General features: G+C 54.7%; 13 protein-coding genes. 7 read left to right on the top strand and 6 right to left on the bottom strand.

Annotated elements, in window-relative coordinates; genetic code table 11:
- Window positions 1-40 precede the first annotated feature (40 nt).
- Genes GALF_RS07835 through hypE form a run of 5 tightly spaced genes read left to right on the top strand, consistent with a single transcriptional unit; the run spans window position 41 to window position 4,505 of the window.
- A complete protein-coding gene (locus GALF_RS07835) occupies window positions 41-1,156 on the top strand; it encodes an ATP-dependent 6-phosphofructokinase (RefSeq protein WP_041938374.1) in 1,116 nt (371 codons plus the stop codon).
- 27 nt (window positions 1,157-1,183) lie between these two features.
- Window positions 1,184-2,077 (top strand): hypothetical protein, encoded by an 894-nt coding sequence (locus tag GALF_RS07830; RefSeq protein ID WP_013293528.1) that lies wholly within the window; start codon window positions 1,184-1,186, stop codon window positions 2,075-2,077.
- Between the two features lie 39 nt (window positions 2,078-2,116).
- Window positions 2,117-2,362 carry a HypC/HybG/HupF family hydrogenase formation chaperone gene (locus GALF_RS07825; RefSeq protein WP_013293527.1) on the top strand — a complete coding sequence of 82 codons (246 nt, stop codon included), beginning with the start codon at window positions 2,117-2,119 and terminating at the stop codon, window positions 2,360-2,362.
- Entirely contained in the window at window positions 2,359-3,468 is a 1,110-nt protein-coding gene (hypD, locus tag GALF_RS07820; protein ID WP_013293526.1) for a hydrogenase formation protein HypD, read from the top strand. The genes GALF_RS07825 and hypD overlap by 4 nt, the downstream gene beginning before the upstream one ends.
- Complete coding sequence (hypE, locus tag GALF_RS07815) at window positions 3,465-4,505, top strand: hydrogenase expression/formation protein HypE (RefSeq protein ID WP_013293525.1); 1,041 nt, start codon at window positions 3,465-3,467, stop codon at window positions 4,503-4,505. Before hypD ends, hypE begins: the two co-directional genes overlap by 4 nt.
- Here the strand turns inward: hypE and GALF_RS14975 are convergent.
- Window positions 4,502-5,416: an SPOR domain-containing protein gene (locus GALF_RS14975; protein ID WP_013293524.1), complete on the bottom strand. Its 915-nt coding sequence runs from the start codon at window positions 5,414-5,416 to the stop codon at window positions 4,502-4,504. The genes hypE and GALF_RS14975 overlap by 4 nt on opposite strands.
- 25 nt (window positions 5,417-5,441) lie before the next feature.
- Complete coding sequence (locus GALF_RS14970; protein ID WP_013293523.1) at window positions 5,442-6,575, bottom strand: SPOR domain-containing protein; 1,134 nt, start codon at window positions 6,573-6,575, stop codon at window positions 5,442-5,444.
- 134 nt (window positions 6,576-6,709) lie between these two features.
- Here GALF_RS14970 and GALF_RS07800 point away from each other — a divergent pair, with 134 nt between their 5' ends.
- Complete coding sequence (locus GALF_RS07800; protein WP_013293522.1) at window positions 6,710-9,130, top strand: Lon protease family protein; 2,421 nt, start codon at window positions 6,710-6,712, stop codon at window positions 9,128-9,130.
- A 96-nt stretch (window positions 9,131-9,226) separates the two neighbouring features.
- Window positions 9,227-10,060, top strand: a complete 834-nt coding sequence (locus GALF_RS07795; protein ID WP_013293521.1) for an HDOD domain-containing protein — start codon at window positions 9,227-9,229, stop codon at window positions 10,058-10,060.
- A gap of 69 nt (window positions 10,061-10,129) precedes the next feature.
- Here the strand turns inward: GALF_RS07795 and recQ are convergent, their stop codons facing one another.
- From recQ to amrB, 4 genes are all read right to left on the bottom strand, one after another.
- A complete protein-coding gene (recQ, locus tag GALF_RS07790) occupies window positions 10,130-11,962 on the bottom strand; it encodes a DNA helicase RecQ (protein WP_013293520.1) in 1,833 nt (610 codons plus the stop codon).
- Between the two features lie 102 nt (window positions 11,963-12,064).
- A complete protein-coding gene (gene amrS / locus GALF_RS07785) occupies window positions 12,065-13,153 on the bottom strand; it encodes an AmmeMemoRadiSam system radical SAM enzyme (protein WP_013293519.1) in 1,089 nt (362 codons plus the stop codon).
- Window position 13,154: 1 nt separating this feature from the next.
- Window positions 13,155-13,697 (bottom strand): AmmeMemoRadiSam system protein A, encoded by a 543-nt coding sequence (gene amrA, locus GALF_RS07780; RefSeq protein ID WP_013293518.1) that lies wholly within the window; start codon window positions 13,695-13,697, stop codon window positions 13,155-13,157.
- On the bottom strand, window positions 13,690-14,490 hold the full coding sequence (gene amrB / locus GALF_RS07775) for an AmmeMemoRadiSam system protein B (RefSeq protein ID WP_013293517.1): 801 nt from the start codon (window positions 14,488-14,490) through the stop codon (window positions 13,690-13,692). The genes amrA and amrB overlap by 8 nt, the downstream gene beginning before the upstream one ends.
- Between the last annotated feature and the right edge of the window lie 24 nt (window positions 14,491-14,514).

The following is a 14,514-nucleotide window of genomic DNA, read 5'->3' as shown; positions in this document are numbered from 1 at the left end:
GTTGATTATGGCGACTCAACATCAATTAAGAGTGCAAGTCGTGGCAAAATATATTGGAATTTTAACGGCTGGTGGCGACAGTCCCGGTCTGAACGCCGCAATCCGCGGTGTTGGCAAGGCCGCGCTTAATCATTACGGTATGCAAATGATTGGTTTTCGCGATGGCTTTCGCGGACTGATGGAAAACCGCACAATGCGGCTCGAAGCTGCTGATCTGTCTGATATTCTGACACGGGGTGGTACGTTGCTCGGCACCAGTCGTGATAAGCCCCACCGCATGCCAATCGGTGGAAAACAGATGGATATGACCGATGTGATCGTTGGAAATTACTACGACAACCATCTGGATGTGCTGGTTTGTCTGGGCGGTGGCGGCACACAGAAAAATGCCTTGCGTCTGAAAGAGCGCGGTCTGAACGTGATTACCCTGCCCAAGACCATAGACAACGATATCGCGATGACCGATATCACCTTTGGTTTTGACACGGCCTTGGGTATTGCCACCGATGCGATTGATCGCCTGCACAGTACGGCGCACAGCCATCACCGCATCATCGTGGTGGAAATCATGGGGCATCGTGCCGGCTGGCTCGCGCTGGGTGCCGGTATTGCCGGCGGTGCTGATGTGATCCTGATTCCGGAAGTCCCTTATGCTGTGGAAAGCGTGGCCGAAGCGATTCGTGAGCGCAGCCGTCGGGGAAAAAGCTTTAGTATCGTCGCGATTGCTGAAGGTGCGCTGTCTTTGCAGGAACATGCGACGCTGGCAGAGGTTGTGAAAAAGAGAAATGCCAGCAAACATAAAGAGGGCAAAAAAGCCGTCGTCGAGTCTGCGCCAGAACTGCAGTACGCGGAGAAAACGGTGCGTCTGGCCAAGCAACTCGAATTACTGACCGGACTCGAGTCAAGGATTACCATCCTGGGGCACTTGCAGCGTGGCGGTATTCCTTCTGCTGCAGATCGGTTGTTGTCGACGCGACTCGGAACTGCCTGTGCCGATCTGATTGATCAGGGACAATTCGGCGTGATGGTGGCGGCAAGGGGCGATGCGACGCAAGCTGTGCTGCTGGAGGAGGTGGCCGGAAAAGTTAAAACAGTGCCGCAAGATCACCCCTGGATACAGAGCGCCCGTCATTTAGGTATCAGCATGGGAGATTGATTTTAAACAATCGCTAGGAGAGTAAACATGACCATTCCACCCGATTCGATTACAGCCTTTAAGGCTCAGGCTTTAAGTTTCGTGATAAATTCCAGCGCGAGCGCACGGAATGATGGTGCATGGGATGGCTTGTTTCAGATGCTGGTTGCAGCTGGTAGCTCGGACGCGACCTTGTTGACGCCGTCAGTGGGGGCGAGTTCGAGTGTGGTGAATGTAAAAGGCTTATCCGCGACAGGGCGCAATACTGCGCTGGCTGACGCCGATTCTGCTTACAGAATGATGTCTACTATCAATAACATGGAGATTGTTTTTAAAGCACAGTATTGGGAGTTGAGCCAGATGAAAGCGGATGTCTCTCAGCTGCAGGACGCGGGTAAAAATCTGGCCGGCATTAGCAGTTCGACCGGCAATGACAGCACCAAGCTTCGTCTATTGGGTTTTGTCGGGCAATACAATAACTGGGTCAGGCGATTTGCTCCCGATACGCAGCAGGGCGGATTGCTTGCCGGCACGCAGGCGGCAGAGGCTTCCCAATATGAGCTGGAACAGAACCTCAAGAATCGATTTTTTGGCGCAGGCGATGGCGTGCAGGGGATGGGGGATCTGGGGTTGATGATAGATCCTGTGACGCATCTTGCATCGCTCGATACGGCCAGACTTGAATCCATGCAGGCTAGCAACCGGCAAGGGGTCGTGAATACGGTGCAAACGTTCGGTGAAAATTTTGCCAAGTCGGCCGGTTTGCTGGTATCCGACGGCAATTTTTTCTCAAAACAGCTAGGCAATCTGGACCGGGGTATTCATTACATCGAGGACAATACCGCCGCGTTGCAGCAGGAGTTTGGTACCGGTGATGCTGCCCATCCGGGCGGGCAGGTGGCCGCAGCATGGGCTGACTACAATCGCATGAAAAAGACCTGAGCCGCATTATAATTTTGCCCCGTATATTAAGGATAGACTATGTGTCTTGCCATACCCGCCCGCGTCGAACAACTCACCGCTGAGCACAGTGCCATCGTCAACCTGGGCGGGGTGCGCAAACAAATCTCACTGGCGCTGCTCGACGAGGTGGCGGTAGGCGACTATGTGATCGTGCATGTCGGCTACGCATTGCAAAGACTCGACGTTGAGGAAGCAGAACGCACGCTGGCGCTGTTCGCTGAATTTAATGCGATGACGGATGCGCCGGACTCATCGCTCGCATGAAATACATCGACGAATTTCGCGACGGCACCTTGGCCGGGCGTATTGCTGACAACATTGCGGCAACAGTGAACCCCGCGCGCGACTATCGCCTGATGGAGTTCTGCGGCGGACATACACATGCCATATCCCGTTATGGACTAGCGGATTTGCTGCCATCCTGTGTGCAACTGATCCATGGTCCCGGATGCCCTGTGTGCGTGTTGCCGATCGGTCGGGTGGATCAGGCGATCCGCTTGGCGTGCGAGGCGGGTGTCATCCTGTGCACTTACGCCGATCTGATGCGGGTACCTGCCTCAGATCATCTGACGCTGATGCGTGCCCGTGCTCAGGGCGCCGACGTGCGTATGATCTATTCGACTCAGGATGCACTTACGATTGCGCGCGAGCATCCGGATCGGGAAGTTGTGTTTCTGGCGATCGGTTTTGAGACCACCACGCCTGCGACTGCCGTTGCGATTGTTGAGGCGGCAGCTCAGAAGCTTAAAAATTTCAGTATTCTGTGCAATCATGTGTTGACCCCGGCGGCAATGCACGCGATTGTTGCGGGCGGCGTGGCGCTGGACGGTTTTATTGGCCCGGCACACGTATCCACCGTGATTGGCAGCCAGCCCTACGAGGTATTCGCCGATGTCTATGCCAAGCCTGTGGTGATCGCCGGATTCGAGCCGCTGGACGTAATGCAGGCCATTTTGATGCTGGTTCGTCAGATCAACGAAGGACGTGCCAGTGTTGAAAATGAATTTACCCGCGCGGTCAGCCGGGCAGGTAACCTGAAGGCGCAGGCGCTGGTGGCGCAGGTGTTCGAATTGCGCGATACGTTCGACTGGCGCGGTCTGGGGTCTTTGCCGCACAGCGCGTTAAAGCTGCGTGCGGAATTTTCGGCCTATGACGCGGAAGTGAAATTTTCCGCAGCCTATCGTCCCGTGTCAGATCATAAGGCCTGCGAATGCGCCGCCATTTTACGCGGTGAAAAAACGCCGTCGCAATGCCGGATTTTCGGCACGGTCTGTACGCCGGAAAATCCGGTCGGCTCATGCATGGTGTCCAGTGAAGGGGCGTGCGCGGCATATTATTCCTACGGGCGATTTCGCGGGGAGGCAACTTGAGCATCGCTAAACAGTATGCGCGACCGCTGGATTTGAAAAATGGCCGCATTGAAATGTCGCATGGCGCCGGCGGCCGTGCGATGGCGCACTTGATCGCGGAATTGATCGCTCCTGCGTTCGATAATGTCTTTCTTGCGCAAGGCAATGATGGTGCGGTGATGCCCGCCGTATCAGGGCGACTGGTGATGTCCACCGACAGCCATGTGGTCTCGCCGTTATTTTTTTCGGGGGGCGATATCGGCTGTCTGTCGGTACACGGCACGATCAATGACGTGGCGATGATGGGTGCGCAGCCTTTGTATCTGTCAGCGGCATTTATCCTCGAAGAAGGGCTGTTGCTTGCCGATTTGAAACGCATCGTCGATTCGATGGCGCAGGCGGCCATGCAGGCGGGCGTGCCCATTGTCACAGGTGACACCAAGGTGGTTGAGCGGGGCAAGGGGGATGGTATTTATATTACCACCACCGCGGTCGGTATCGTCAGAGACGGCATTAACCTGTCAGGCAACCTTGCGATTGCGGGCGACAAAATCCTACTGTCGGGCACGATAGGCGATCACGGCATGGCGGTGCTCTCGCAGCGCGAGAATTTGAGCTTTGATGCGCCCATCGTATCGGATACGGCGGCGTTGCATACGCTGGTTGAGACGATGCTGGCGTCGGGTGCAAACTTGCGCGTGCTGCGCGACCCGACCCGCGGCGGGTTGGCAACTACACTCAACGAGATTGCCGGTCAATCGGGCGTCGGCATGCTGATAGACGAAGCGTCGATCCCGGTCAATACAACGGTCGCGGCGGCCTGCGAATTTTTGGGCTTAGATCCTTTATACGTGGCGAACGAAGGGAAGCTGGTGGCGATTTGCGCGCCCGGGGATGCTGACAAGTTGCTCTCGGTGATGCGCGCGCACCCGCAGGCCCGTCAGGCTGCGATCATCGGGGAGGTGAGTGCGGAGCGATTTGTGCAGATGACAACGAAGCTGGGCGGTCGGCGCATCGTCGACTGGCTGGCAGGTGAACAGTTACCCAGAATTTGTTAGTGTTTTTTAAGTAAGGGCTCATAGCCCAGCACGACTTTTAATTTAACGGCCTGGTTTTTTGCCTCATTCAGGCTGAGATAGGGACCCAGCTGGGTGCGCACCCAACCATCGGTTGAGAAAATGCTGAGCGTATGTCCTGTTGGGTTTAATTGAGCCCTCATTTTTTCGATATATTTTTCAGCCTCTTTGTTTGATTTAAAGGCGGCAAGTTGCAGGTAATAATGCGTTAGATTATCTGTCTCGCCGCCTGCATCGATAGGGCGTTCGATGGATTTTTCAGACTTGAGCCGGTTGTTTAAATCCAGCATCAGCGCGCGGGCATTTTCATGGCCTTGCGCCGCCGCCCGTGAGGCCCAGCGGTTTGCCTCGGCATAATTTTTGTCCACGCCCTGACCATTGATGTACATCACGCCCAGATTGAACTGGGCTTGTGTCTCGCCCTTCTCAGCTGCAAGTCTTATCCAGCGGGCCGCTTCAGCCTCGTTACGTGCGACACCGAGCCCCGAGATATAGGCTACGCCCAGATTGGTTTGGGCTAGTACTAGGCCCTGTTCGGCCGCCATCCGGTACCATTTCACCGCTTCGGCTGGGTTTTGTGCAACGCCTTGCCCCACCGCATACATCATTCCCAGATTGAATTGGGCCTGCGGGAGTCCTTGTTGTGCGGCCAGACGAAACCACTTCGCGCCCTCTGCAAGATCCTGTTCTACTTCCTGGCCCTTGCAAAAGATCCCGCCCATATTTAATTGCGCTTCGGCATTTCCCGCCGCCGCGCGGGCATGTAGTTCACGCAACTGAGACAGGTTTTTTACATTGCCCGTATCAGACAGGTCGGCCTCAAAGTCCGCAAAGGAGACAGGCGGCCAGGCGGCAAGCAGAAAGGCGAAAATATAATGACTGATTTTGACCATACTGATGCGCCTTAGGCTCGCGAAGCTAGTCGTGTTTGCGCACTTTGGGCTGGTAGCCCAGTTTGACTTTGAGCGCATCGGCACTTTGTTGCGCTTCACTTTGGCTGGCGTAGGGGCCGACATGGATACGTTCCCAGCCCTCGTTGCTGAACAGACTGTAGGGTTTATCCAGTTCGCCTTGTTTGGCGCGCGTTTTTTCCATAAAGTCGGCAGCTTGTTTTTTGGACTTGAACGCGCCAATTTGTACGTAATAGTTAGCTGTTTCCGAAGACTGCGCGGATACAGCGGCTATTGCGACTGGTTTTACAGCTTCTTCGGCCGCAGGCTGTGTTGCGACTGGTTTTACAGCTTCTTCGACCGCAGGCTGTGTTGCAACGGGTTGCGTTGCAGCGGCTTGTTGGACAGGCGCAACTTCGCTTACTTCAGTGGCCTTGTTGTCTGCCTGTTGGGGGGGGCTTTGCTTTGATGCCTGCTGCGATTTTTCAGGGGTTACTACAGCCGGCTTCTTTTTGATCGGCTTGTTGGCACTGGCGATTTGTTTGGCCGTCATTTTTCGAGTGAGATCGCTAATCAACTGGTTGGCTGTCTCATGTCCCTGTGCCGCTGCGAGTTTCGACAGGCGATAGGATTCGATCAGGTTTTGCGCTGTCCCTTGCCCATTGGCGTACATCACGCCCAGATTGAACTGTGCCTGCGCATCGTTCTGCTCGGCTGCAAGACGAAACCATTTGACCGCCTCAGTATCATTTTTTTGTACGCCCTCGCCATTGGCATAAGCGACACCCAGATTAAGCTGTGCTAACACAAAGCCGCCTTCGGCGGATCGTTGGTACCATTTTGCAGCAGCGGCATAATCGACCGCGACACCCTGTCCTGAGCTATACATCATCGCAAGGTTATAGGCGGCAAGGACGTGGCCCTGTTCTGCCGCCAGTTGCATCCATTTAGCTGCTTCGACGTAATCCTGTTCTACTTGCTGCCCCTTGAAATACAGCGAACTCAGGTTGAACTGTGCTTCGGCATCGTTTTGGTCTGCGCGTATGCGCAGCTCGCGCAATGAGGCGTCCGTTTTTGCAGTGGCCGTCAGATCGCTTTCAAAGTCTGCAAAAGCCATGGGAGAGAGCTGAGTCATCAAGATAAACAGCAGGATTTTGATCATGTTAGCGCTCCATCAGTGAAAAAAATAATTCGTTTAATTAATACAGGGCAGAGTGTACCAATAAATGCAATCTGCTATCACTTTTCAGATTATTCGGTGACAATCCGTCTGTGCAATTTCGTTACAAAAAAATTATGTCGACATGCCTTTTAACACCCGATCAATTGCGTATATCCATTGATCCTGCAGACCTTGGGTTTGCAGATACAACCGAATTATTGGATTACTCATTGCCGTGGATAGGTCAGGAACGTGCAGAAGCTGCGGCCCGATTCGGTTTATCTATGGATCAGCCTGATTATAATTTATTCGTTCTGGGTGAGACAGGTAGCGGGCGTTCATCACTCCTTAAACAGGCGATGCATACCGTCGCATCGACCCGGAAGGTGCCTCCTGATTTATGTTATCTGCATAATTTTGATGTGCCTGAGCGTCCGCGTGCTTTGCGCCTGCCTGCCGGTTACGGGCGCGTGTTGCGCCAGTTCATGGTGCAACTGTGTAAAACACTGCAAACCGAAATTCCCCGGCGTCTGGGAGGTCAGGATTTTAAGTCTGAAAGCGCGCGGATTGAAAATATTTACAAGGCCGATGAGGCCAAAGCCTATGCGGAGCTGGATGCCTTTGCCGAGGCGCACCACTTTATTTTGCATCGGGAATCAGGTCATCTGGTGTTTACCCTGATGGGAGATAAGCGGCATGCCATCACCGAGCATGAGGTTTATGCTTTGCCAAAAGAGCGCAGGGCTGAAATCGATAAGGCTGAGCAGGCTTTGCGGGTGGAAATCGCGCGATTCCTCGAGAAGACGCGTCCCATGGAGCGTGCCATGAACGAGGCATTGGCCGCGTTGCGACGCCAACTGATCAAACCCCTGCTCGAACAGGAATTGCAGACAATCCGCCATCAGCTCAAGAAACAGATGGTTGACTCTATCAAACTCTCGAGCTTTTTCGAGCAGCTCTCGCAGGATGTGCTCGATAACATTGAGTTGTTTGAGGAGTCCGATAGCGACGACGAGATCAAGATGGCAGCTTTGTCGCGTACTTTGTCCCGCTATCGGGTCAATCTGGTGGTTGATAACGAGGGGCTGAAAGGGGCACCTGTGATCATTGATGATAATCCGCTGTTCCGTTCACTGTTCGGCAGCATCGAATATCAGGCCGAAAATGACGTACTGGCAACGGATTTTACCCGGATACGGGCAGGCACTTTGCTGCGGGCGCATGGCGGTTTTTTGATGTTGCATTTGCGCGACTTGCTGGCAGATGGGCTGGTGTGGGAAAAACTACAGCGCTTTTTGCGCAGCGGAAAGTTACAAATCGAGGAACCGGGGACGACTTTTGCACCGATTGCGGCGGTCTCGCTCGAGCCTGAAGCGGTCGATATTGAAGTCAAAATTATATTGGTAGCATCACGCGAACAGTACTACGAATTGCAGGAGGAGGATCCTGAGTTTGCACGCCGCTTCAGGGTCAAGGTGGATTTTGCCGAAAGCTTTTCAACGAATCAGGAAACGCGCCGCGCTTTTGCGATATTTGTCGCTCACAGCTGCAGAAAACTAGGCTTGCCGCATTTTTCACCCGCGGCGGTAGCCTTGCTGCTGGAAGATATGCACCGCGAAGTAGATGATCAGGCGCGTCAGAGTGCTAATTTTTCCAGAGCAGAGGCACAGGTAATGGAGAGTGCAGCACATTGCCTTGAGCGTGCAGCCTCGTTAGTTGAGCGCATTGACGTTGAAACGGCGCTAGCCTGCCGGATCCGCCGTCACGATTACCCGGCCCGACGCATGCAGGAATCAATCCGTGACGGCGAGGTGCTGATCAGTGTGCAGGGCGAGGCACTAGGGCAGATCAATGCTTTAACTGTGATGGATCTGGGGGACTACCGTTTCGGTTTTCCGGTCAGGGTAACTGCGCGCACGTTTGCCGGTAACGACGGTCTGCTCAATATCGAACGCGAAGTTGAGATGTCAGGTCCGATACACGATAAGGGGGTGTTCATATTGCACCATTATCTTTCGGCGCTCTTTGCGCATATTGCACCGCTGGCGCTTAACGCATCACTCGTATTTGAGCAGGAGTATTTTGGTGTCGAAGGCGATTCAGCTTCCTGTGCCGAACTGTATGCGCTGCTCTCCTCATTGTCGGGTGTGCCGCTCAAGCAGGGAATTGCCGTGACAGGTGCGATCAATCAGCATGGCGAAGTATTACCAGTAGGCGGGGTCAATGAAAAAATTGAAGGGTATTTCAATATTTGTGAAGCCTCGGGGCTGGATGGGCAGCAAGGCGTGCTGATTCCATCGCGTAATTGCCGTCACCTGATGGTGGCGCCGCGGGTCATCGAGGCGGTCCGGCAAGGTCTGTTTCATATTTATTCAGCCAGTCATGTCCGCGAGGGGATGGAGCGAGTGATGGGAGTGCCGGCCGGTGTCGCCGATAGCGAAGGAGATTATCCGCATGGCACCCTGCTTGGCCGTGCGCAGAGAAACTTGCAATCCTATCGTCGTGCCTGTCTTGCATCCGAGCATCCGAAAGCGGGTCGCAAGCATTTGCGTTAAACGTTATGATTACGCACTGCGGCATCTTGCCGGTTTATGTAACTCCTGTGCCTGAACGCTTTAAGCTGGCAGGGCAGGAAAAATGAAAAGAATACGATGCCCATTGAAACCGAAAAAGCCATCAAGCAACTGGTGATAAAAGGGATAAAACTCCCCCCTCAACCCAAAGTGTTAATTGCGCTTGACGCGGCCCTTTCATCGGGGAATTACAGCATGAAAACGCTGGCGAAGGTGATTTCGACCGATCCCGGAATTACCGCGATGCTGTTTAAAATCGTTGGCTCGCCGGTCTTTGGCAATAAAAAATTCGACTCGCTTGAACAGGTATTGATGCTCGTAGGTGTCAAGCAAACCTATAATCTGGTGCAGGCGATTTGTCTGTCTACCCATATTTCAGATTCGACGCGCAAGTCTTTCGAAATATTCTGGACTCGTTCAGATGAAATCGCCAAACTGGCCGCACTGATTGCCGGTGAACGCGTCTCCGTTTGCAATATTTTCCCCGATCAGGCCTACATGGCGGGTATCTTTCACGAATGCGGGGTGCCGGTGTTAATGCTGCGTTTCCCCGAGTACTGCAGCACGCTTAATCTGGATACGAATTTATGCGGGCCTAGTTTGAGTCTGGAGGATAAACATTTCAATGTGGATCATTGCAGTATCGGTTATTTGATCGCGCGCCATTGGAAATTGCCGGATTTTATTTGTAAGTCTATCCTGTATCACTATGAATTGCCGCGCGAAGAACCCGGGGTCGTGCGTACACTGGTGGCAATTTTGCAACTGGCGATCCATTTTCACCATCGTATTTCTCATAGCGAAAATCCGGTTTGGCGGCAGATAGGCGCTGAGGTGTTAGAGGAACTCGGGATTGCTTCGGACGGGGAGCAGGCATATTACGAAGAAATTTCTGAACATTTTCTGGCTTGATCGTGTCCGTTCAGTCGATGGGCGTGAATTGATGCGATTTGCGCGCGGTCATTTTGTGGCCTGAATGATTTAGCGGTTTGCGACATCCTCGATCACTTTCAAAAAATCATCGCCGTAGCGAGCAAGTTTACCCTGACCTATGCCGCTGATATGTCCCATGTCAGTCAGACTACCGGGGCGCTGATCGTGCATTTCCAGCAGCGTGCTGTCGTGAAAAATCACATAGGGCGGCACACCTTGTTCACGCGCCAGTTCCATGCGTTTTGCCTTGAGTGCGAGCCATAATCTATCCTCATTTGCGCCTGAAAACGGCTCGCGCGACTTACTCTCTGTCCCCGATTTAACCGATTTGCGTTTGGCAGGTTCCGTATCGCGGCGCAGCGATACGGGTTGTTCGCCTCTGAGTACGGGGCGGGCCGTTGCGGTCAGCATCAGTCCGCCATAGGCTTCGATATCCGCTTCGAGATATCCGCCTGCGATGAGCTGACGATACACGCTGCTCCATTGCTGGGCCGTGTGCTCTACACCGATGCCGAACGTGGACAGTTGCTTGTGGCCGAATTTGGTCACGCGCTCGGTCTCTTTGCCCAGCAGCACATCGACCAGATGGCCGACGCCGAAGCGTTGACCTGTGCGATATACGCAGGACAGCGCCATCTGCGCTTCGCGCGTTGCCTCCCACACTTGTACGGGATTCAGACAGTTATCGCACTCCTGACAATTTCCCGGATGCGACTCGCCGAAGTAGCGCAGCAGGGTCTGGTGGCGGCAGGCGGTCGATTCGCAAAAACCGAGCAGTGCGTCGAGCTTTTGCAGTTCCACCCGTTTTCGTTCTTCCGGTGCATCGCCCGATAACAGCATCTGCCGCATCGACACCACATCGCCCAGACCATAGGCCATCCATGCATCGGCGGGTAGGCCATCCCGGCCGGCACGGCCCGTTTCCTGATAATATCCCTCCATGCTCTTGGGCAGATCGATGTGGGCGACAAAGCGCACGTTAGGCTTGTCGATGCCCATGCCGAATGCAACGGTCGCCACCATGATCACGCCTTCTTCGCGCAGAAAGCGGCTCTGATTGGCGGCCCGCGTTGCCGCGTCCAGCCCTGCATGATAAGGCAGCGCATCCCAGCCTAGCGCTTTTAATTTTGCGGCGGTTTCATCTACTCGTCGACGCGACAGGCAGTATACGATGCCCGCCTCATCTGGATGCTCTTTGTTAATAAAGTATTGCAGCTGATTGATTACACTGTCTTTGTTTGTTATTTTGTAGCGGATATTCGGCCGGTCGAAGCTGGAGACAAACTCGCGTGCCTGTTCGAGCGAGAGCCGTTCTACGATTTCGCGCCGGGTAGGTGCATCGGCGGTCGCGGTCAGTGCGATGCGCGGCACAGCGGGGAAGCGATCCCGCAAAATCGTCAGTTCACGGTATTCAGGACGGAAGTCGTGCCCCCATTGCGAGACGCAATGCGCCTCGTCGATGGCAAACAGCGCAAGTCCATGTCTCGTCTGCACCTGTTCGAGCAGGCCCAGAAAATTCGCATTCATCAGCCGCTCAGGCGCGACGTACAACAGGTCGAGTTCGCCTCGCATCAACTGGCCTTGCACCTCGCGTGCGGTATCCGTCGACAGGCTGGAATTGAGATAGGCCGCTCTGACGCCCAGTTGTTGCAGTGCTTCAACCTGATCCTGCATCAGTGCGATCAGCGGTGAAATGACGATGCCCGTGCCGGCCCGCAGCAGCGAAGGAATCTGATAGCACAGCGATTTTCCACCGCCGGTCGGCATGAGTACCAGCGCGTCACCACCAGTGGCGATGTGTTCAACGATGGCCTGCTGTTCACCGCGAAAGGTGGTATATCCAAAAACGTCGAGAAGGATTTTTTGTGCAGGAATGGTCATGAAGGTCTTGTGAAAAAATGCCGGGCGATCAGGTCAGCGTCCGGCAGCGAATGATAGCATGACCGTTCAGCCAGGCCGCATCGTTCAACTAGGCATCATCGTTCAGCTAGGCATCACCCTGATGCGCTGACGGCCGAATGCCTGCGTATAGGCTTCATAATGTCCGGCAATCCGGGCGTGGCAGTCGGGGCAGTGTCCGTCTGGCGTGAGCCGGTATGCTTTGATTTCGTACCAGTCGCGTACGATCAGCGCAGCCCCGCAGGACGGGCAAAAGGTCGTATCCCCCGTCTGGTCATGCACATTGCCAATATAGACATAAGCTAATCCTGCCTCGATGGCGATTTTTCGCGCACGGGCGAGCGTCGCAGGCGGTGTTTCAGGGAGGTCGGTTAATTTGTAATCCGGATGAAACGCCGTGAAGTGCAGTGGCACGCCGGTGCCCAGATGTGCTGCGATCCAGTCGCACATTCGGGCGATTTCATCGTCGCTATCATTTAGTCCCGGAATCAGCAGCGTGGTCAGTTCAACCCAGACTTGCGTCTCGCGGCACAGGTAGGTGAGCGTGTCGAGTACGGGTTGCAGGCGAGCGCCGCATTGTTTGACATAAAACGCATCGGTAAAGGCCTTCAGGTCTACGTTGGCCGCATCCATTTTGGCAAAAAAATCCCTGCGGGCTTGCGTGTGGATATAGCCGGCTGTGACCGCCACGGTCTTGATGCCTCTTGCATGGCAGGCATCCGCCGTATCCATCGCGTATTCGGCGAAGATCACAGGATCGTTGTAGGTGAAGGCGACGCTCTTGCAACCCAGTTGCACGGCGCTATGAGCGATCGCCTCGGGGCTGGCCTGATCGGCTAGCTTATCGAAGCTGCGTGATTTGGAAATATCCCAGTTCTGGCAGAATTTGCAGGCCAGATTGCAGCCGGCGGTACCGAACGAGAGGATGCTGCTGCCCGGATAAAACTGGTTGAGCGGTTTTTTTTCAATCGGATCGACGCAAAAACCGGACGATCTGCCGTAGGTGGTGAGCACCATCTGATCGTTGACCCGTCCTCGCACGTAGCAGGCGCCGCGCTGACCTTCATGCAATTTGCAGTCACGCGGGCACAAATCGCACTGGATGCGCCCGTCAGGCAGAGCATGCCAGTATTTTGCAGGATAACGTTCTGTCGCGCTGATGGGCTCATCCATTTTAGGCCTCCTTGAATTTGCTGACCGAGTATCTGGACAGCTGGACGCCTTCATCCCAGAAATCTTCAGGCAGGCCAGCCTTGCGTTTGAGGTGCGAGAGAAAGCGCGCAGGTTGCGGCAGTTGTTCCCATACCTGAGGTAAAAACGTGCTGCGATAGCGGCCGTATTCGAAAATCACGCCATCGATGCCGGGGCGCAACTGGGACAAGGCATCTGCTTCATCGCGAAATTCCATCTTTTCGATGGGGGACAGCAAGGATATTTCGATACGCGTGCTGCTGAGTTCCTCCGCTGTCAGCGGCGTGAAACGCGGGTCATGCAAGGCTGCCGAGACGGCATTGCTTTTGAGGTCAGCCAGCAGCGATTGATAGGGGATGAGCGAGCCGATACAGCCGCGCAATTGTTTATCTTGGGTGAGGGTGACGAAACAGGCGCCGTAATCGGTGAGCCAGGGGGCGCTTTCATCGGCGATGCCCGGAATGTGCAGCGCGCGGGAAATTGCGGCGCGTGCGATCGCTAATAAAATAGAGCCTGTCTCAGTCACGGTTGCTATCCTCAGTGAATGCCAGTGCGGCATAACCTACAACCCGGTCGCGATCGCCTGCGGTGTCACCGGAATTTTTAAGTGCCAGCAAATGCGGCCTCAAATGATGGTGTGCCGCGGCGATAATCAGACCGCTGACCGGCGTGCCGCCGCATGCATGCTCATGTGCAATAGGTTGAGTCAGGTTCAGAATGGCTTGAACCGTCTCATAGTCTATGCGCTGCGCCGTTGCATAAGGCAGATAGTGTGACAGATCGGAGCTGATGACAATCAGGGTTTCCTCACCGTCCCATAGGCATTCGAGTACTTCGGCGACTTCTGCTGCGCTGGCGTTACCCACCGCCAGTGGCAGTACTGTGAAATCGGACAACACGCTTTGCAGGAACGGCAGCTGCACCTCGAGTGCGTGCTCCTGCGCGTGCGCGTGAGAGCTTGTGGTGACCTGCGCCAGATGTCTGATGGCGTCGGCCGCTGCCACATCAATCCGTATTCGTCCCAGCGGTGTTGCGAATGCGTCAACCCCGGGCAGGGCGATGCCGCGTATCGCGACGCGATGGGTGGGGCCTAGCAATATCACGCGGCGGATTTTTCGGGCGAGCTTGCGCAGCGTGGCATAGGCGGTTGCTGCGATCGCGCCGGAATAGATGTAGCCTGCGTGAGGAACGATCAGGGCTTTAGGGGATAGGTCGAAAGGCTGTGCAGCGGCGAGATATTCTTGCACTTCCTGTTTCAGCTCGCCGGCATCGGCCGGGTAGAACAGACCTGCGACAGCAGGCGGACGGATGACAGGCATGACGGTCTCCTTTTAATTACGCAA

This window comes from Gallionella capsiferriformans ES-2 (assembly GCF_000145255.1).
Lineage (GTDB): Bacteria > Pseudomonadota > Gammaproteobacteria > Burkholderiales > Gallionellaceae > Gallionella > Gallionella capsiferriformans.
The sequence above is the reverse complement of the archived record's forward strand: the minus strand, read 5'-3'. Positions and strand labels throughout refer to the sequence as shown.